Genomic DNA, 17,212 nt, shown 5'->3' on the forward strand with positions numbered 1-17,212 from the left:
CGTGTGGGGACAACGCCGCCTCAGCGATCCACCGAGCGCGCCGGGACGGTTCACCCCCACGCGTGTGGGGACAACGGTAGGCGCCCTCGCCCAGTTCGTCGAGCTGACGGTTCACCCCCACGCGTGTGGGGACAACCGGGCGATCGGTGAGCACACGATTTCGACATCCGGTTCACCCCCACGCGTGTGGGGACAACCTGCTCCTGTGGGGCGTTGCCCCTGCCTCAACCGGTTCACCCCCACGCGTGTGGGGACAACGCGGCACCCCCGTTCTGTGGGACGGGCGTGATCGGTTCACCCCCACGCGTGTGGGGACAACCATGCCGTCACCCCCTCATCCGCCAGATGCTTCCGGTTCACCCCCACGCGTGTGGGGACAACAACTGTCTGATTCGGGCTGCCTGCTCGTTGATCGGTTCACCCCCACGCGTGTGGGGACAACAGCTCGCTCAGACGCCGCACGAGTTCCAGCGTCGGTTCACCCCCACGCGTGTGGGGACAACTTGTGGACGCCGCGCGCCGATTCGTCCAGGCCCGGTTCACCCCCACGCGTGTGGGGACAACCCGTTCCCGGTTAGCCGTCGAAAGCACCCGCCCGGTTCACCCCCACGCGTGTGGGGACAACTCCAAGCGCGGGGAACAACTCCCCATCGTGGTCGGTTCACCCCCACGCGTGTGGGGACAACCACCGAGGGCATCCTCGGCCGGCTGAGCAACACGGTTCACCCCCACGCGTGTGGGGACAACAGTGCCCGGCTCCAGACCTGCGTCGAGCAACCCGGTTCACCCCCACGCGTGTGGGGACAACGCCAATCTGCTCTACACCGCCGCGCGCGCGGCCGGTTCACCCCCACGCGTGTGGGGACAACGCGATCGGAGGGCGCATGACCGAGCGCCGCAGCTGGTTCACCCCCACGCGTGTGGGGACAACGGCATCGCCCGTGCCGTTCGCGAACGCGTCGTCGGTTCACCCCCACGCGTGTGGGGACAACTAGAGAAACGGATGACCGCACTGCACATGGGTCGGTTCACCCCCACGCGTGTGGGGACAACATCTCGACCCGCTCATTGGCGCCCACGACCGGCGGTTCACCCCCACGCGTGTGGGGACAACGACGGGGCATGGCGTCGGGGGCGGGTTCCTGGACGGTTCACCCCCACGCGTGTGGGGACAACGGCTGCCTGCGGCCGCCGCCGGCGCGCGGCCTCGGTTCACCCCCACGCGTGTGGGGACAACCGCATCTGCGGCGTGTTCGGGGTGCCGCCGATCGGTTCACCCCCACGCGTGTGGGGACAACCCTTGCCTCGCTCGTCCATCGCACTCGCTACCCGGTTCACCCCCACGCGTGTGGGGACAACGTGCTTGCGCTCCATGAACGAGTCGGCGTCGGCGGTTCACCCCCACGCGTGTGGGGACAACGCCGACAAGAGCCTGGTTGCGTTCGGCCTCGGCGGTTCACCCCCACGCGTGTGGGGACAACGGTGACGGGTCGCACGCCTAGTTCAGCGGCCACGGTTCACCCCCACGCGTGTGGGGACAACGTCCGACCCTGACCTCCAGATCATCGCCGAGACGGTTCACCCCCACGCGTGTGGGGACAACGATCGACCTTTGCGGAGGTTTTGGTGGGCGACCGGTTCACCCCCACGCGTGTGGGGACAACCTTCTGTAGCTCTTGCTCACGGACTTCGAGGGCGGTTCACCCCCACGCGTGTGGGGACAACCCGCCACCAGATGGGCACGTTCTCGATCCGCTCGGTTCACCCCCACGCGTGTGGGGACAACACTTCCATTTTCCTCATTCTGACGGCACTCGGATCAATGTCAGGCCGTCGAAGTCTACCACCTCCCTGCCTAGATTTCCCCAGAATCGGACGACAAAGCCTTGCTCCGTGTTGCTGCTGTAGATCAGCATCCCGGCGCCGCCCTTCATGCTCGCGCACGCCTTCTCCCAGAGCTTGTCGCGTACCAACGCGGACATCGTCCCAACGAACACGCCCGCTTTCGGCTCCAGCATCCAGCGGGTCAACTCGCCACGCAGGCTGCGCGGTACCCGCTCCAGGATCATGACGACCACACGTTACTCCTCCTCTCCACCCTCGGGGGCATGGTTCACCCCGCCCGCGACTGCTCCGCTGGGGTCCCAAAGCCCGCCGGGGTAAGCGGCGTCCTCATCGAAGTCCGGTTCGTCGGCGCCGCCGTCTGCGTCGCTGATGTCCAGCACGTGCTCGATGTCTGTCGCGATGGTTCCCAACAGACGGTGCGCCACGAAGGCATCACGGCAAGCGCGCCGAACCCTTCCTTCCAGGTCATGCGTCCCTTCGGCGACGACGCGGAACGCCAGCGGGATCGTCACCGTTGCCTTGTACAGGTCGGCGATGTCGTACACGAACGACAGCATCTTGCCGGTGTGGATGAACCCGAGTCCTGGCGAGTAGCCAAGGGAGACGATCGCTGCGTGGCAGATGCCGTATAGACAACTGTTCGCGCACGAGAGGGCACGGTTGATGGGGTCGGTCGCTGACCAGTTCCGTCGCTGGAAGGAGCGCCCGCGCCAGGGGACGCCGGTCTCACGACTGGCGCGGGCGTAGGCATCGCGGACGCGTGCCCCTTCCATGCCCCGGATCTGCTGCAGCGTCAGATCGGGGGGCAAGGGCTCCGAGAAGCGCATCTGGTACATGCGGAAGACGACCCGCAGGCGCAGCGCCGGGTCGGCCCAGAGCCGCGCCTGCCGCATCAGGTTGCGGGCGGAGCGGGTCTCGCCCAGCCCCTGCGCGTAGAACCGAACCCCTTCCTCGCCCGTCCAGAGGACGAGGCAGCCGTTTTCGGCCAGCGTCCGGATCGCGGCGTGGCTGATGCTCGTCCCTGGCCCGAGCATCAGGATTCCGAGTGACGCACAGGGCACCGGGACCATGCCCACGGCATCGTGGATGGCGATCGCCTTCGCCTCCTGCTCGATCCTGGCGTGCTCGACGTACAGGTAGCTCCAGCTATCGCGTACCTTCGGCAAGATGTGCAGGTCCATCACGCACTCCTCGCGGGGGCGATCGAAAGGAGGCCGAAGCCGTAGGCCTTGGCGGAGCCGATGCCCTGGACCAGCGCGGCGCGGAAGCGGTCGGCGTCGACGATGCGCAGGAGCCCGTCGAACGTCACCGCTGCGAAGGTCATCCGCTCTCCGTCCGCGCGCCGGCCATAGACCTTGCTGCCCCGGACAGCGCGGACGTCAGGGACCGGCTCCGGCTTGTCCGCCTCCAGGCCGAAGATCGCCGCGGCGCGCTCCCAGCGGTACGCCTCGTGCTCCGTGGTGGCGCGCACGGAGAGCACCTCGAAGCCACACTGCTCGCCCTTGCGGCGGAGCCAGGCGAGCTGGTCCGCCTCGGTGCGGAGCTCCACCCGCTTGCCGAGTCGATTGCTGCGCCCGGGGTCGGTGTCCGGCTTGATGCGTTTGGTCGGGTTGGCGCGGAGACGGAAGGTGAGGACCATCCCGGCGTCGAGCGCGTCGTAGATCGGCCCGACCGGCTTGCAGTCGGGGTTGGGCACGCCGGCGGTGTTGAGCAGGTAGTCGGCGGGGAGCTGGCTCCAGGTCGGCTCGATCGCCGACTGGACGAGCAGCGTCGGCATGCCGGTGCGCGGGTGGGTCTCAAGCCGGTAGAGGATGCCGAGCCGGGCGCGGGCATCGCCCGGCGCGGCGAGGTTCGGGAAGCCGGACATCACGGAGCGGTGGAGCTGCTGGCAGTCCGCCAGGTCCCGCCGCACCTCCCGGCTACGCGGATTCAGAATCAGGCGCGAGAGGTACATGGGTCACCTCCCTCCGGTGGTGGTGGCGTCGCAATCCAGACAGTGCGGACGGCGCGGGTGCTGAAGCGGCGCTCGGCGAAGGAGATCGGCACGTCCATGCGGATGTCGGCCGCATCGTCACCTTCCGCGTCGAGCACGAGGCGCAGCCTGTCGGGTGCGTCCGCGCGGGGGTGTGGAAGCTGGTAACCGAGCCACGGGTAGGTGCGCAGGGCCGTCTCCAGTGGCTCCGGGCGCAGGCCCGGTCCCCAGGGCGGCGTGTCCGGCAGGCGGACCGGCGCAGCGGGGACGAACGACTTTCGGCCGAGGAAGAGCTGCCAGCGGGGCGCAGCCAGGGCGCGGTCGAGCAGGACCAGCAGCTCCTCGTCGCCCTCCAGGCCGACGAGGAAGTCGGCGTCGGCCAGGTAGAAGCGGCGGGAGATCTGGGGCCGGCGGGCAGTGCCGCTCGGATCGGGCACGCCGTAGCCTGCCTCCGCCCGGCGATGCCAGCCGCCGGCTGTGTGGAAATCGACGTGCATCGTTCCTTCGCGGTCGACCCGAACGCCCATGCGGAGGCGTGCCAGGTCGTCCACCGGGGCGGATCGCGGCCGGCCCAGCGCGGCGCAGAGGAGGCCGATCACGCCGCTCTTTGAGGGTTCCAGGCCGGTGTCGCGCCAGGAAAAGCGGCTTTGAGTGCCCCAGGCCTGCATGGGGCCGGTCAAGCGAAGCAGGAGGGTACTCATGCTGCCGCGCCCGTTTCGGCTTCGGCGAAGGCCGCTGTGACCACGGCGTCGACCAGCTCCTCGAAGGTGTCGACGTGCAGCTCCTCCAGCGGACCAAGTTCGCGCGGGTTGACGTTGACGCACCAGGTGCCGCGCAGCTCGCCGCCGTAGACCCGGACCAGATTGGACCAGTACGCTTCCAGCGCGTCCACCGAGCGCTCGATCAGGTCGCCGTCGTGCGCCGGCGCCACCGGGTTGACGAAGGCGTTGGCGAGAGACCAGAGACCGCGGTCGCGGACCACGGCCATCACGAACGACGGCGGGTTCTGGGCCGCCATGCTGTTCTGCTTGCCGGTTGGGATCGCGTGGATTGAGGCCCAGAGGAAGGCTTCGACGGTTGTCCGCGCCAGATCAACATCGCCGCCCAGGTTCTCGATCAGTTGATCCACGTCGATATTGCTGTACCGGTAGAAACAAGCGGAGTTGAATTCGACGGTGCCGAGCATGTCGGCGCCGGCGGTGTCGTCTGGCTTCAGATCATCCACGGCGGTGTAGAAGTCGAACTCGGTGGCGACCCGGTGGGTGGAGATGGCGTGCGCCACCTGGCTGGCCGCGTCGATGTTCTTCTCGGGAAGGTCGGCCAGCATCCGGCCGAACAGGGCGACGTCGGCGGAGCGGCCGTCGAGTGCGTCGAGGAGCGCCAGTTGAACCTGCTTCGGCAGGGCCGCCTTGTTCGCCTTCTTGGCTTTCTTGGCGTCGCGTTCGGAAGCCGCATCCGCGTTTGGCGCGACATCAACCAGGGTGTCCCAGTGCGCCAGGCAGACATCGGCCAGGGCGTTGATCTCCCGCTGACCCAGGAACAGCAGGTACTGCGTCTTCTTCTCGGTGTCCCCCTCCTTTGGTTTCTCAAAGCTGAGACCGATTCCCTGGATGGCGGCTTCGACCACCGCGGCGGCTGCGACGGCGTCCTTCCCGCTGGCGACCAGCCGCTCGACGAGAGCTCCGGCTATGCGCTTGGTGCGTCGTGCGCGGCTCTCCTCGGGCAGCAGATTTTCCTCGCCGAAGGTCATCCGGATCGCACGCTTGAGGGCCTGGCTCGAGATGCGCGCCCGGCGGTAGCCGCCGAACTGGCAGTCCTTCGGCGCACCGGTGTCGTCCCGGTTCAGGTTCGAGGGCGCGAAGTTCTGGATGATGTGCAGTTCAACGAACATGGTTACCGTCTCCTTCCTCACTCATGCAACTATGCAACCGACTGCGGTTGATCGGTGATCGTATCGCCGGCACCAGGGGCGCCTGCTTGGGCCGCGGACTGACCCCAGAAGGCGCGTGCCCACTCGCGTTGCACGGCGCGGGTATCCCAGTGCCAGCCCAGGATGTCGCTGAGCAATTGCGCCCAGTCTATGGGGATCTCGTGTGCCTTAAGCAGGCCGACCGCGGAGCGCAAGTGAGCCGGCAGGTCGTCGAGGTGGCAGTTGAGCAGCGCGACGAAGCGCTTTTCGATGCTCGGGCTACCGTCCGACGCCATCAGCCGGGCGAAGGACGCACCGAGGTTGCTGCGCCCCTCATCGTCACGTGGGTGCCAGCTATGCGGATGCAGCGCAAAGAGCCCAGCGACGAGGACGTAGGCGTTCTCCTCCCGCGGCGATGCCGTGCTTGGCAGCCACGGGAGGACGTAGGGGTAGAGGTCGGCGACCTCGCCGGGCTTCTTGCCCAGCCCGCGACGGAGCGCGGCCAGCGCGCCGCGGTCCTGGCGGTCGGCGAGTGCCTCCAGCGACGCGATGAAGCGCCGATGTCGGTCAAGCGGCCGGCTCATCGGTTTCCTCCTCTCGTGCCGGCAAATAGCCAGTGAGCATCTCCCGGAGCAGCCGGTTGAAGGCACGCTCGGCGCGGGCGGCCGCCTTCAGTGCCCGAGCGCTGGAGTCGAGGCTGTGGATCACGCCCCTGAAGGCGACTTGTGCTGTGCGCTGGATCTCACGGGTCCAGCGCGCGAGCGGGTCGCCGGCGATATCGCCGCCGAGGTCGCTTACTAGTTGGCTGAACGGCACCGCCAGCCTCGACCAAAAGACGGCGCTGGGTGCGAGCGACTTGGCGATGCTCCTCACCGTTGTCGGGCTAGGGGTGACAGCGTCGTCCGGCGCAGCCAGGGTCTGAGCGAAGACGCGCAACGGGCTGGGTAGCTTTCGGGTCTTGCCATCCGCGCCGGTAACCGTGACAACGTCGTTCACCAGGAGGGTGCTGACCCGCTCGGCCAGCCCCAGCGCCTCTTGAAGCAGCTCGTACCGTTCTCGGTCGTTCAGGAGCGGCGCGGGAAGTGGCAGGCGCTCGTGCCGCCAGAGTGTGACGTTGGCCTGGTCGGTCACCATGCCGTACAGGTCGAGGGCAAATCGAGCGCGGGATCCCAGCGGCCCTTCGGCGGCCAGACCGGCGACCCAGTCGAGCATCTTCGGCCGGGCCGACTGGCCGCTTACCGATTGGAACAATGCCAAGCTGTCGCGCCAGAGGGCGCGATCCTCCTGGAAGCCAATGGGGAACCAGGGTGGCACCCCGTCCCTGGGCTTGAGACTCTTGCGGAAGGCGACCATTGGCTCGTAGTCGGCTGGATTCCAGCCGTCGGGAAACTGCTCGCCCTTCATGATGACTGCATAGCGGACGACTGGGGCTGCGTTCCCGTCTGCAGACTCAGGAAGGAGCCGCACGCGCCGGCTCTGCCAGGTCAGCAGATCGACGTAGCCGCTCGGGCGGCGCTCCCGAGGCGTGGGGTGCTCGTCCCGCTCCCAGGCCGCGCTGTCGTCCGTGAAGTGGAAAGGAAGCCCATCGGCGCCGTTGTAGGCGTGGAGGTTGAGCATCAGCGTTTGGAACAGGTTGCGACCCTTGACGAGCGCGACCGCGCTGGTGGTCAGCGGGCCGGCCTTGGTGTACTTAGCGACGCTCGCTTCCTCACCGTGCCGACTCTGATAGGAGATCATGCCGCCGACGTCGAACGCCTGATACGCGACCAGGTATCGGGCGGCCTGGGCGGGTGACAGTGCAGGCGGATCGGTTGCCACGCTGTGGTCAAACAACGTGAGGTAGTTGCCAAGCATCATCCCGTGAACGATCCCCGCCACCGGCTTCGCGTAGGATGCGTCGACCGCGGGCGTTTGGTAGAAGGGGTACGTCGGATCGAATAGGTTGAAGCGATTCCGCCAGCGTTCGCAGTAGCGGTCGATCGGATCGGGATCCCAGGAACCGCGCTCCCACAACGCCGCCCACTCGTCGATGCTGGCCGGGCCGAAGACGCGGTGCAGGAACGCGAGCAGCAAGCGGTGCAGGCTGACCGTCACCAGTGGCGAGGGATCGACGATCTCGCGCAACTCGTGTGCGCGGACCAGGACGTCGCGCAGGCTTAGGTCTTCCCAAGCACCGTCCGCGGCCCGCATGCAGGGGATCCACGGGCAATCGAGCAGGTTGAAGCCATCCGTCATACGACCTCCTCTCACTCCACAACCAGTCCTAGTTCCGGATCGAGGCGCAGCGCGTACTTCCCGACCGAGGCACGACCCGAAGAATCAAGCAGGATGAGCCGCTGGTGCCGCAGCAGGGCGGACTCGCGCCAGGCGGTCGGTGGGTCGGTCGTGAGCAACTCCGGAACGACGCGCCGGTCGCTGAGCGTCACCGAGCGGGCCAGCAGGCGCCGGGTTAGATTCAGCGACGGTGGCTCCGAGAGATCGATCACCTCTCGGCCGGCGGGGTCGAGGGCCAAGCGCCCGTCGACGTCGAACAGGCACACGACCGAGACGGACGGCGGGGTGAGCCGCGTCAGGGCCTGGTGTGCCTGGTGGAAGTCGGGAGCGTCCTCGGCGCGGGCGTTAGCGGTCATCTGCCAGATGAAGCCGCCGGCTCCCGGCCGCTTGATCCAGCGGACGGCAGCCTCGGCCGCGTCCTTCTCGGCTAGCTCCTCATAACGCTGCCGTGTCTCCTCCCACGCCGCGCGGACGGTGGGGGGCTCGGTGGCCGGGCAGGGGCGGTCGTCGTAGACCGCCTCGATGAGATCCGGGATCTCGTCGGGGATTGCGATGGCGTCACGATCCCGCAGTACCAGCCACGAACGCAGCAGCGCGTGGGCGTCGTAGACCGCCGTCGTGCCGTGGTCGAAGACCGGCACGCCCTCGGTGATGTGCTCAGGTCGACAGATCCATAGGCGCGGCACTTCCAGGCCGCGCGGGCGGGCATCACGCCGGTGACGGTGGAGTCGACCGGCGCGCTGGAGGACGAGGTCGGCCGGGGCCAGATCGGTCACCATCAGATCGAAGTCGAGATCGAGGCTCTGCTCAACGATTTGCGTCGCGATAAGTACCGCTCGCTTCGGGCGCCTCACCTGGATCGTCCCTTCCTCGGTGGTGACGACACCGCCGGGCTTGCCGAAGCGCCGAAGAGCACGCTGCTCGCGGTGCTGGCGCTCATCGACGAGGAACCGTGCATGCAGGAGGTCCAGCTCCGGCTCGCCGTCGTCAGCGACGCCTTGGAAGTAGCGCTTGAGGGCCTGGTACACCGCCTGGGCGCGGCCGACTGTGTTGCAGACCACCACCGCGCAGCCGCCGGGTTCCAGGGCGGCCTCGAGCTGTTTGCCGAGGGGAAATGGCTCTTCGGGTGTCTCCGGGAGTCGGCCATCGACCCACCCGATCCCGACCGAGCGGGTCGTACGGGCCGAAGCCGGCACGTGCCGACTGTTGATGCCGTTCCGGGTCACCCAGGTGACGCGCGGGTACACGGCGGAGGGATCCGTGCGTGGCTCCAATGATGGTGTGTCTAACCCGGCGGCGTAGGCCCTGGCGAGTGTGGCGCGGCGGGCATCGGGGAGCGTGGCCGAAAGCAGGATCACCGGGCTGCCAAGGGCGGCGAGCCACTCCAGCAGCCGCTCGAGCAAGGTTGACATATACGTGTCGTAGGCATGCACCTCATCGATCACCACCGTCTTGCCGGCCAGGCCGAAGAGGCGTACGAAGACATGTCGCGTCTGGAGCACTGCCAGTAGCGCTTGGTCGATCGTTCCGACCCCGAAGGGGGAGAGGAGGCCGCGCTTGCGGTAGGTGAACCATTCGGCTGCGACCACTCCCGAGGCAATCTCGGGATCCTGATCGGCGTCGTCCTCGCGTGGGCTCAGCAGCGCGTCGGTGCGCTGGCGCAGGGCGGCAAATTCGGCGTTGAGTGCGGCGTGGCCGTGTAGTAGCTGGAGGTTGACCGTCTCCGTGTCGAAGCGCGGGATAAGGTAGTCGCGCACGCGTCCGAACATCTGGTTACTGGTGGCCTGTGTCGGCATGGCGACGTAGGTGCCCCGATTGCCGCCCACCGCGTTCATGTGATCGGCCAGGAAGAGTGCTGCCTCAGTCTTCCCTTCGCCCATCGGCGCCTCAACAATGACCAGCGAAGGGTGGGGGAGGTCTCGCGCCAGCTCAATGACAGCCTCTTGGAGCGCGTTCGGTGTGATGTGCGGGAACAGATCACTGAAGGCGCGAGGTTCGGCGCCGGCCCGGGATTTCAGCCAGGCGAGCCGCGCCATGGCCTGGGCCGCCTGCCCCTCGGCCTGTCGGTAGTAGTTCCTGAAATCGAGAGAAGAGGCGGCCGCGGCGTCGGCCGCGGCGAACGGGAAGATCAAATCGTCGGAACCGATCCAGTCAGCAACCGACACGAGTCCCGCTAGCGTCATCGCTGCCGGGTTGTCGATGCCGCGCGGTACCGCGTCACGCGGAACGCCGATATGCGAGGCCAACTCACGCACGAGTGCCGCCCGGGCCGTGTTCCAGGGCCCGCGGCCCACCGCGACGGTAGGCATGTCGCAAAGATCATGTGCCCGGGGGAAAATCCCGTGGTGGCCCCCGATGACGGTTCCGAGGCGCCGCGCCAGTTGGTTATCGAGTTGGAACTCAGCGACCAAGATCTCCGGGAGGGTAGCGGCAGTAACGCTCCCGTGCGGGGTCGCGCGTGGGTCGAGTGGCCGCTGCGGTAGGGGGAAACCGGCGTCGCGAAGGAGCGAGTGGGCAGCGGTCCATGTGAGCTGGAAGGCCGGAGACGCCTTCCCCAAGTCGTGGAGACCCGTTAGGAAGGCGATCCACGGGCCTGCGTCCGTTTCCGAAAGTCCGAATGCCGCCGCCAGATACCGCCGGACAGCCGGAGAGAGGACATCGTCCCACATAACCCGCGCCACTAGAGCCACGTCGAGCAGGTGGCAGAGCAGCGGGTGATATGCGGGATCGCCCGGGACCCGCGACCGTTTTGCCCACAGGAGATGGTTGTGCTGCTCTCCCATCTCAGTTCATCCTCCGTCCCACCGCCGACAGTCACCACTGGCTTGCCGATAAGCTGTAACACTACAACCGTAGCTGCCGCTCGGGAAGGCAGTCGTTCCCGTGCATCGACCTGTTCCCGCTGCTCGACCTGCAAAGGATGGGAAGATCATACCGTTCTGCAGGATTATGCACATGGCGCTCATATTCCGGGGAGGTTGTCAGGCTGTGGCCGTGGACAGTGCCCCGTCACCGATGCTTCGGATCGGTCATAATGGCTCCGCGTGGGCAGCGACTGGCGCGGAGTGATTGCAGGAGAGGGGGCATGAGATGGATCTGGGGCTGACCGGGAAGGTTGCGCTGGTGCCGGCGGCGAGCTCGGGATTGGGCCGGGCGGTGGCGCTGGCGCTTGCGCGCGAGGGGGCGCAGGTCGTCGTCAGTAGCCGCAATCAAGCGGCGGTCGATGAGGTGGCGGGGGAGATCCGCGCCGCGGGCGGAGATGCGCTGGCGGTGGCGGCCGACGTCACCAAGCCGGCCGATCTGGAGCGGCTGGTCCAGGCGGCGATTGATCGCTACGGCGGGATCGATGTGCTGATCACCAACGCCGGCGGGCCGCCGGCGGGGACGTTTGACAAGTTCAACGATGCTGACTGGCAGGCGGCATTTGAGCTGACGCTGATGAGCGCGGTGCGGCTGATCCGGCTGGCGCTCCCGTCGATGCGGGCGCGGGGCGGCGGTGTGATCATCGCCATGACCTCGTCTTCGATCAAGCAGCCGATCCCGAACCTGCTGCTGTCGAACGTGATGCGGGCTGGAGTCGCGGGGCTGGCCAAGACCCTGGCGGACGAGTTGGCGCCGGACGGCATCCGGGTCAACACCATCGTGCCGGGGCGCATCGCCACCCCGCGGGTGGCGCAACTCGATCGGGTCAACGCCGAGCGGCAGGGGGTCGACGTTGCAGTGATCGAGCAGCGGGAGACGTCGCGGATCCCCATGGGCCGCTACGGCACGCCTGAGGAGTTCGCCGATGCCGTCGCCTTCCTGGCGTCGGAGCGGGCCAGCTACATCACCGGGGCCACGCTCCAGGTGGACGGCGGGATGATCCGCTCACTCTGGTAGCTTTGGGTCTGGTTGGTGTCGGAAGTACGATCGTACTTGGTGCAATAGCCATTTGGATCTAGATAAGTCGTGGGTGCGTATGGTAGGAATTAAGTACGCGAGCGATGAGAGCCTAGTACCACGCTCGCGAGGGAAAACGAAACGTCGGAGACGTTGAGGCGCAGGCTGTAATCTGGGCACCTCGCCTGCGCCGAGTCTGAGGTGCAACCGGCCGACCCTTTGGGTGTCGAGCCGGTTTTTTGCGTTCAGGGAGGAACGTCACCGCGGGCGTCCGGAAGCGGGCGTAGACAACAGAAGACGAGCGTGAGCGCGGAGGCGATGACGCGCGGGCTGTAATTTGGGCACCTCGCCCGCGCCGAGCCTGGGGTGCAACCGGCCGGCTAAGACCCTGGCCGGTTTTTGTTTGGTCGCGCGTATGTCAGTTTCTGTTATCTACCCTATTTGGTTGATATCGCAACCTACCCGCGGTGAGAGCGACACGTCGAGGAGGGCGATCCCGAGCGGGATCTGGTGGCTGGAGCGGTGGGTCCCGTGGGCGCCCGGCAGGGAGGGTGATTGTGGAGCAGGTTCGTGCGCGTGGTACACGCGGGCTGGACCGGCTACGCCTGGCGGTGGCTGGGACCGCTGCCTGGGATACGCTGGTCGACCAGCCCTCCGACATCGAGGAAACGGTCGCCCTCATCGCGCCGTCGGCCGAGTGGGAGGCATTCCCGCGGAGCTACCGGATCGCTAAGCGGGTGCTCGACATCGTGATTGCCAGCCTCGGTCTGGTGCTGCTCGCGCCGCTGATGCTGGTGATCGCCGCGATGATCCGGCTGGACTCCCCGGGTCCGGCGATCTTTCGCCAGGAGCGTGTTGGGCAGGGTGGCCGGCGGTTCCAGATCCTGAAGTTCCGCACGATGGTCAACGGCTGTGACCTGCTGCGCGATGGGCCGCACAAGCGCCCCGACGACGCGCGGGTCACGCGGGTGGGCCGGCTGCTGCGCCGCACCAGCCTGGACGAGCTGCCGCAGCTCATCAACGTGCTGCGCGGCGAGATGAGCCTAGTCGGGCCACGGCCGGAGCTGCCGGAGATCGTCGAGGCCCACTACGAGCCGTGGCAGTACCGCCGCTTCCTGGTGCCGCAGGGCATCACCGGCTGGTGGCAGGTGACCGGGCGCGGGAAGAAGCTGATGTACGAGCACACCGAGGACGACCTCTACTACATCGAGAACCCTTCTTTCCGCTTTGACCTGCTGATCCTGGCCAAGACTGTCGTCGCCGTTCTGCGCCGGGAGGGAGCGTTCTGATGCAGCAGGTTCGTCACGAAGCGACCGCAGTCAAGATCGGGACCGGCTCGCAGGCCGTTGCGGGGGCGCCTCTCCCGCTCCCGGCCAACCGCAGCCGCCGCATCCTCGGGATGCGCGTCGATGCCACGTCGTACGACGCTGCGGCCGAGCAGGTCATCACCTGGGCCAAGGCTGGGGAGTCGCGCTACGTCTGTGTCTCCACCGTGCACATGGTCATGGAGGGGCACGACCGCGCCGAGTTCCAGCGGATCGTCAATGCGGCCGATCTGGTCACGCCGGACGGCATGCCGCTGGTGTGGGGGCTCAAGCTGCTGGGAATCCCCTCGGCCACCCGGGTGTACGGCCCGGACCTGACGCCGGTGGTGTGCGAGCATGCGGCGCGTGAGGGGGTGCCGGTCGGCTTTTACGGCGGCACGCCGGAGGTGCTGGACCGCATGATCGCCAACCTCACGGCGCGCTACCCGGGCCTGCAGGTCGTCTACCGCCATAGCCCGCCGTTCCGTCCCCTGACGGCCGAGGAGGAGGCGCGGGAGATCGAGGAGATTCGTGCCTCCGGCGCGCGCATCCTCTTCGTCGGCCTGGGGTGCCCCAAGCAGGAGCAGTGGATGGCGGCGCGGCGGGGCCGGATCGACGCGGTCATGCTGGGTGTCGGAGCCGCCTTCGACTTCCTCGCCGGCGCCAAGCGGCAGGCGCCGGACCTGATCCAGTCGCTGGGGCTGGAGTGGCTCTTCCGGCTGGCGACCGAGCCCCGGCGACTCTGGCGACGCTACCTCTACAACAATCCGCGGTTTGTGGTCTTGTTCGCGGCCCAGGTACTCAAGGGCCGGACTCAATGGGAGGCTCACTAATGGCAACGCGTGTTCTGGTCACCGGCGCTGGTGGTTTCATCGGTCATCATCTGGTCCGTTACCTGGTCGCCAAGGGGTATTGGGTTCGCGGTGTCGACATCAAGTACCCCGAGTTCGAGTCGTCGCTGGCGCACGACTTCCAACTGCTCGACCTGCGCCGGTTCGACAACTGCCTGATCGCCACCAGCGGCGTGGACGAGGTCTACCACCTGGCGGCCGACATGGGTGGCATCGGCTATATCACCGGGAACCACGCCAGTATCGCGCACAACGACATCCTGATCAACACCCACATGCTGGAGGCGAGCCGGATCAACGGGGTGCAGCGGTTCCTCTTCTCGTCCTCGGCCTGCGTCTACCCGGACTACCGGCAGGACGATCCCGACGTCACGCCGCTGCGTGAGGAGGACGCCTACCCGGCGGCGCCGGAGGAGGGCTACGGCTGGGAGAAGCTCTTCACCGAAAAGCTCTGCCAGTACTACGCCGAGGACTACGGCATGGAGACCCGCGTGGTGCGGTTCCACAACGTCTACGGTCCGCTCGGCACCTACGAGGGGGGCAAGGAGAAGGCCCCGGCGGCGCTCTGCCGCAAGATCGCCTTGGCCGAGGACGGCGACGAGATCGAGATCTGGGGCGATGGTGAGCAGACCCGCTCCTTCATGTACGTCGACGACTGCGTCGAGGGGATCTACCGGCTGATGCGGTCGGACTACCGCCACCCGCTGAATCTTGGGACTGACCGGCTAGTGACGATCAACGAACTGGTTGACATCATCGCCGATATCGCCGGGAAGCGGATCGTGAAGCGGCACGAGCTCACGAAGCCGCAGGGTGTCCGCGGGCGCAACAGTGACAACACCCGGCTGCGCCAGGTGCTCGGCTGGGAGCCGCAGATCTCGCTAGAGGAGGGCCTGGCGGTTACCTACCAGTGGATCGCCCGGCAGGTCGCCCCGACGCGGCACGGCCAGCGCCGGCTGGTGGCGGTGTAGGAGGGACACGGCGGTGATCGTACGACGACTGTTCGTCACTGGTGGGGCATTGGCGTTGAGCGGCTTGGTCCTGGCGGGGGCTCACGCCGCCCCCAATCTGGGTCGCAAGTGGTACGGTCGCCGCATGTTCCCGCTCATACGGCGGATCCCCATCCACGGTGCGGTGGCGCTTACGTTCGACGACGGACCCGGCGAAGCGCTGGATGACTTTCTCACAACCTTGGATCGGTACAACGCTCGGGCGACGTTCTTTGTCGTCGGTGAACAGGTGAAGGCGGCACCAGGCCGCGTCCGGGACATCATCGACGCGGGGCATGAGGTGGGCCTGCACTGTTACCACCACCGCAACTACCTCCACCGTCCACCGTGGGAGGCCGTCCAGGACCTGGATCGCGCGCAGGCGACGATCGAGGACGCCACGGGGCGACCCATCACGCTCTACCGCCCGCCACACGGCATGTTCAACCTCGCGACATTCATCGAATCCGGGCGTCGCGGCTGGCACCGTGTGTACTGGCAGCGCCAGGGGTGGGACTGGGAAGCCAGCGCGACTCCTGAGTCGATCGCGGCGGGGGTTGGGGTGCCCGATCCGGGAGACATCATCTTGCTCCACGACGACGATCGATACAGTGCCCCAGGCTCGTGGCGACGGACCCTCGCGGCGCTGCCGCGCATCTTGGAGACAGCGAAATCGGCGGGTATGGAGGTCTGTTCGGTTGGCGAACTGCTGGCCCGTGCAGGGGATTACGCTCCGCCACGGGCCAGCGCAGCTCGGGCGCAGCGGACCGATGACTCGTACCGAACCGGGCGAGTCTCGTGATGACGGCCAGGAGTGAAAGTGCTACTCGCATGAGAGCGTATGCCGCTGCGCTCACGTGGGCTTATCTATTTCCCGCCGATGCGGCGTTCCATAGCGACGACGATCGCTTGACCCCGGTGTTTCGTTCGCTCCTAGAGCAGCGAGAACCAAACGGGCGCGATGTCCAGATTGTCTGGGGCTCGTCCAGCGGTCGGCTTCCGCGCCTGGAGGACCGGTACGGACTCGTCGCGGTTAACTGCCGGGGGATCTCCGCGCGCGACTTGCAAGAGGCTGGATTCACCTATGTGAGACGCCTCGCGGTCGTTCCGAGCCTCGCGAAACCGCGTTGGTTTGTCCCGCTCGATTCACGGGCAGCGGCGTCGGCAGGCTTTCGTATCCATACCCCGACCAATCGGGTGGGACACGTTAAGTTCAACGCGGTCCGTGCCGCCGCTCGGCTTGGTCTTCCGGTGTGGTACCGCGACACGATCACCATTGCTCAGCGGGCCGTTCCTCCGATTGAGCAAACGATCCAATCCCTGTTCCCAGAGTCGGCCCTGCGGCTCACGCTCTCGACCGGGGATCTGGCATGGCCGGATACAGCCCGCGGCCTACGCGTGATGGCGGTGAACCTTGCTGGGGAGGTGCTGGCTTTCGGGAAGTTCGCTTCCTCGCGTATCACGCAGCAGTGGCTGGAGAATGAAGCGGCGGCGTTGAAGACGCTGACCGCGCGCTTCGGCGAGCGATGGTCCGGGCCGCGGTTGCTGAGCGCAGGTGAGGTCGATGGCACCTTCGCTCTCTTCCAGACGCCGGTGGAGGGGGCTTTGGTGGGTCCTGAGTTGTCCTCGGCGCACTGGCGCTTCTTGGCGAGCCTCCAAGACCACAATCGCAAACCGGTCAGCGAGACAGCGCTCGTCCGTACCTTGACCGAGCGCGTCGCCGATCTACCGCCCCTCGCATCGATCTTTGATTCGGCTATGGCGACGCTCGCTGGAGTGTCCTTGCCTGTCACGATCACGCACGGTGACTTCGCGCCGTGTAACGTGCGGCGGGTAGATGGGTCAATCTCGGCATTCGATTGGGAGAACGCCGTACTCGACGGTCTGCCGATGGTGGATGCGGTTACCTATCGCCTTGCTTCCATTCCTCGGAACCGTGACACGCCGGCAGAAGTATCGGTACGGCTGATCGACTCGGTCATGCGCGGCCACGGTGAACCGAATGGGTTGAGCCGCGACGTGATCCGAGCGCTCGCGGTCTTGGCTCTGCTCGCGAACATCTTTCGCAGCATTGATCTGGGGCGTAGCTTCAGCGATCCCGAGGTGACGTGGGTGACGCAGATTGCTCGCGAGCTTGCGATGGCCACCTCGCTATAAGCCGGTCCTGGCTCTCGACATTAGGTGAGGTG

The 17,212-nt window shown here is 66.9% G+C and carries 14 protein-coding genes, 1 CRISPR repeat array and 2 riboswitches (1 of these 17 only partly in view); of the genes, 6 read left to right on the forward strand and 8 right to left on the reverse strand.

Translation table 11 applies throughout. From position 1 onward, the window contains the following. A CRISPR array of direct repeats spans window positions 1–1,786; the repeat unit is 29 nt; unit sequence CGGTTCACCCCCACGCGTGTGGGGACAAC; it begins 504 nt to the left of the window's first position. A 13-nt stretch (window positions 1,787–1,799) separates the two neighbouring features. From cas2e to STHE_RS17165, 8 genes are read right to left on the reverse strand one after another with little or no spacing between them, the layout of a single operon-like run. After that, window positions 1,800–2,069, reverse strand: coding sequence for a type I-E CRISPR-associated endoribonuclease Cas2e (cas2e, locus tag STHE_RS17130; RefSeq protein WP_245534933.1), 270 nt, complete (start codon window positions 2,067–2,069; stop codon window positions 1,800–1,802). Between the two features lie 12 nt (window positions 2,070–2,081). Further along, window positions 2,082–3,026, reverse strand: a complete 945-nt coding sequence (gene cas1e, locus STHE_RS17135; protein ID WP_012873866.1) for a type I-E CRISPR-associated endonuclease Cas1e — start codon at window positions 3,024–3,026, stop codon at window positions 2,082–2,084. Then, window positions 3,026–3,799, reverse strand: coding sequence for a type I-E CRISPR-associated protein Cas6/Cse3/CasE (cas6e, locus tag STHE_RS17140; RefSeq protein WP_012873867.1), 774 nt, complete (start codon window positions 3,797–3,799; stop codon window positions 3,026–3,028). Before cas6e ends, cas1e begins: the two co-directional genes overlap by 1 nt. Next, complete coding sequence (gene cas5e / locus STHE_RS17145) at window positions 3,781–4,518, reverse strand: type I-E CRISPR-associated protein Cas5/CasD (RefSeq protein WP_012873868.1); 738 nt, start codon at window positions 4,516–4,518, stop codon at window positions 3,781–3,783. The genes cas6e and cas5e overlap by 19 nt, the downstream gene beginning before the upstream one ends. Then, window positions 4,515–5,708: a type I-E CRISPR-associated protein Cas7/Cse4/CasC gene (gene cas7e, locus STHE_RS17150; protein WP_012873869.1), complete on the reverse strand. Its 1,194-nt coding sequence runs from the start codon at window positions 5,706–5,708 to the stop codon at window positions 4,515–4,517. Before cas7e ends, cas5e begins: the two co-directional genes overlap by 4 nt. 29 nt (window positions 5,709–5,737) lie before the next feature. Beyond that, entirely contained in the window at window positions 5,738–6,310 is a 573-nt protein-coding gene (gene casB / locus STHE_RS17155) for a type I-E CRISPR-associated protein Cse2/CasB (RefSeq protein WP_012873870.1), read from the reverse strand. Beyond that, window positions 6,294–7,961 (reverse strand): type I-E CRISPR-associated protein Cse1/CasA, encoded by a 1,668-nt coding sequence (gene casA, locus STHE_RS17160; RefSeq protein WP_012873871.1) that lies wholly within the window; start codon window positions 7,959–7,961, stop codon window positions 6,294–6,296. The genes casB and casA overlap by 17 nt, the downstream gene beginning before the upstream one ends. Window positions 7,962–7,972: 11 nt before the next feature. Then, window positions 7,973–10,783: a CRISPR-associated helicase/endonuclease Cas3 gene (locus STHE_RS17165; protein WP_012873872.1), complete on the reverse strand. Its 2,811-nt coding sequence runs from the start codon at window positions 10,781–10,783 to the stop codon at window positions 7,973–7,975. Between the two features lie 307 nt (window positions 10,784–11,090). Here STHE_RS17165 and STHE_RS17170 point away from each other — a divergent pair, with 307 nt between their 5' ends. The 6 genes from STHE_RS17170 (at window position 11,091) to STHE_RS17195 (ending at window position 17,180) form a co-directional block, all read left to right on the forward strand. Further along, window positions 11,091–11,879 carry an SDR family oxidoreductase gene (locus STHE_RS17170; RefSeq protein WP_012873873.1) on the forward strand — a complete coding sequence of 263 codons (789 nt, stop codon included), beginning with the start codon at window positions 11,091–11,093 and terminating at the stop codon, window positions 11,877–11,879. Window positions 11,880–12,016: 137 nt separating this feature from the next. Next, window positions 12,017–12,101, forward strand: a riboswitch (cyclic di-GMP riboswitch). Between the two features lie 81 nt (window positions 12,102–12,182). Beyond that, window positions 12,183–12,266, forward strand: a riboswitch (cyclic di-GMP riboswitch). Between the two features lie 170 nt (window positions 12,267–12,436). Beyond that, the gene (locus STHE_RS17175; RefSeq protein WP_012873874.1) at window positions 12,437–13,168 is read left to right on the forward strand and encodes a sugar transferase; all 732 of its coding nucleotides are present in this window, start codon (window positions 12,437–12,439) and stop codon (window positions 13,166–13,168) included. Beyond that, on the forward strand, window positions 13,168–14,016 hold the full coding sequence (locus STHE_RS17180; RefSeq protein WP_012873875.1) for a WecB/TagA/CpsF family glycosyltransferase: 849 nt from the start codon (window positions 13,168–13,170) through the stop codon (window positions 14,014–14,016). Before STHE_RS17175 ends, STHE_RS17180 begins: the two co-directional genes overlap by 1 nt. Next, window positions 14,016–15,005, forward strand: coding sequence for an NAD-dependent epimerase/dehydratase family protein (locus STHE_RS17185; RefSeq protein WP_012873876.1), 990 nt, complete (start codon window positions 14,016–14,018; stop codon window positions 15,003–15,005). Before STHE_RS17180 ends, STHE_RS17185 begins: the two co-directional genes overlap by 1 nt. Window positions 15,006–15,018: 13 nt before the next feature. Then, window positions 15,019–15,825, forward strand: coding sequence for a polysaccharide deacetylase family protein (locus STHE_RS17190; RefSeq protein WP_012873877.1), 807 nt, complete (start codon window positions 15,019–15,021; stop codon window positions 15,823–15,825). Between the two features lie 29 nt (window positions 15,826–15,854). After that, a complete protein-coding gene (locus STHE_RS17195) occupies window positions 15,855–17,180 on the forward strand; it encodes a protein kinase family protein (RefSeq protein ID WP_148220150.1) in 1,326 nt (441 codons plus the stop codon). Window positions 17,181–17,212 lie beyond the last annotated feature (32 nt).

The sequence above is a fragment of the Sphaerobacter thermophilus DSM 20745 genome (genome assembly GCF_000024985.1).
Lineage (GTDB): Bacteria > Chloroflexota > Chloroflexia > Thermomicrobiales > Thermomicrobiaceae > Sphaerobacter > Sphaerobacter thermophilus.

Excerpts from the sequence above, each read along its gene's own strand:
- cas2e (WP_245534933.1), bottom strand. The coding sequence starts at position 2,069 with ATGATCCTGGAGCGGGTACCGCGCAGCCTGCGTGGCGAGTTGACCCGC.
- cas1e (WP_012873866.1), bottom strand. The coding sequence starts at position 3,026 with ATGGACCTGCACATCTTGCCGAAGGTACGCGATAGCTGGAGCTACCTG.
- cas6e (WP_012873867.1), bottom strand. The coding sequence starts at position 3,799 with ATGTACCTCTCGCGCCTGATTCTGAATCCGCGTAGCCGGGAGGTGCGG.
- cas5e (WP_012873868.1), bottom strand. The coding sequence starts at position 4,518 with ATGAGTACCCTCCTGCTTCGCTTGACCGGCCCCATGCAGGCCTGGGGC.
- cas7e (WP_012873869.1), bottom strand. The coding sequence starts at position 5,708 with ATGTTCGTTGAACTGCACATCATCCAGAACTTCGCGCCCTCGAACCTG.
- casB (WP_012873870.1), bottom strand. The coding sequence starts at position 6,310 with ATGAGCCGGCCGCTTGACCGACATCGGCGCTTCATCGCGTCGCTGGAG.
- casA (WP_012873871.1), bottom strand. The coding sequence starts at position 7,961 with ATGACGGATGGCTTCAACCTGCTCGATTGCCCGTGGATCCCCTGCATG.
- STHE_RS17165 (WP_012873872.1), bottom strand. The coding sequence starts at position 10,783 with ATGGGAGAGCAGCACAACCATCTCCTGTGGGCAAAACGGTCGCGGGTC.
- STHE_RS17170 (WP_012873873.1), top strand. The coding sequence starts at position 11,091 with ATGGATCTGGGGCTGACCGGGAAGGTTGCGCTGGTGCCGGCGGCGAGC.
- STHE_RS17180 (WP_012873875.1), top strand. The coding sequence starts at position 13,168 with ATGCAGCAGGTTCGTCACGAAGCGACCGCAGTCAAGATCGGGACCGGC.
- STHE_RS17185 (WP_012873876.1), top strand. The coding sequence starts at position 14,016 with ATGGCAACGCGTGTTCTGGTCACCGGCGCTGGTGGTTTCATCGGTCAT.
- STHE_RS17195 (WP_148220150.1), top strand. The coding sequence starts at position 15,855 with ATGAGAGCGTATGCCGCTGCGCTCACGTGGGCTTATCTATTTCCCGCC.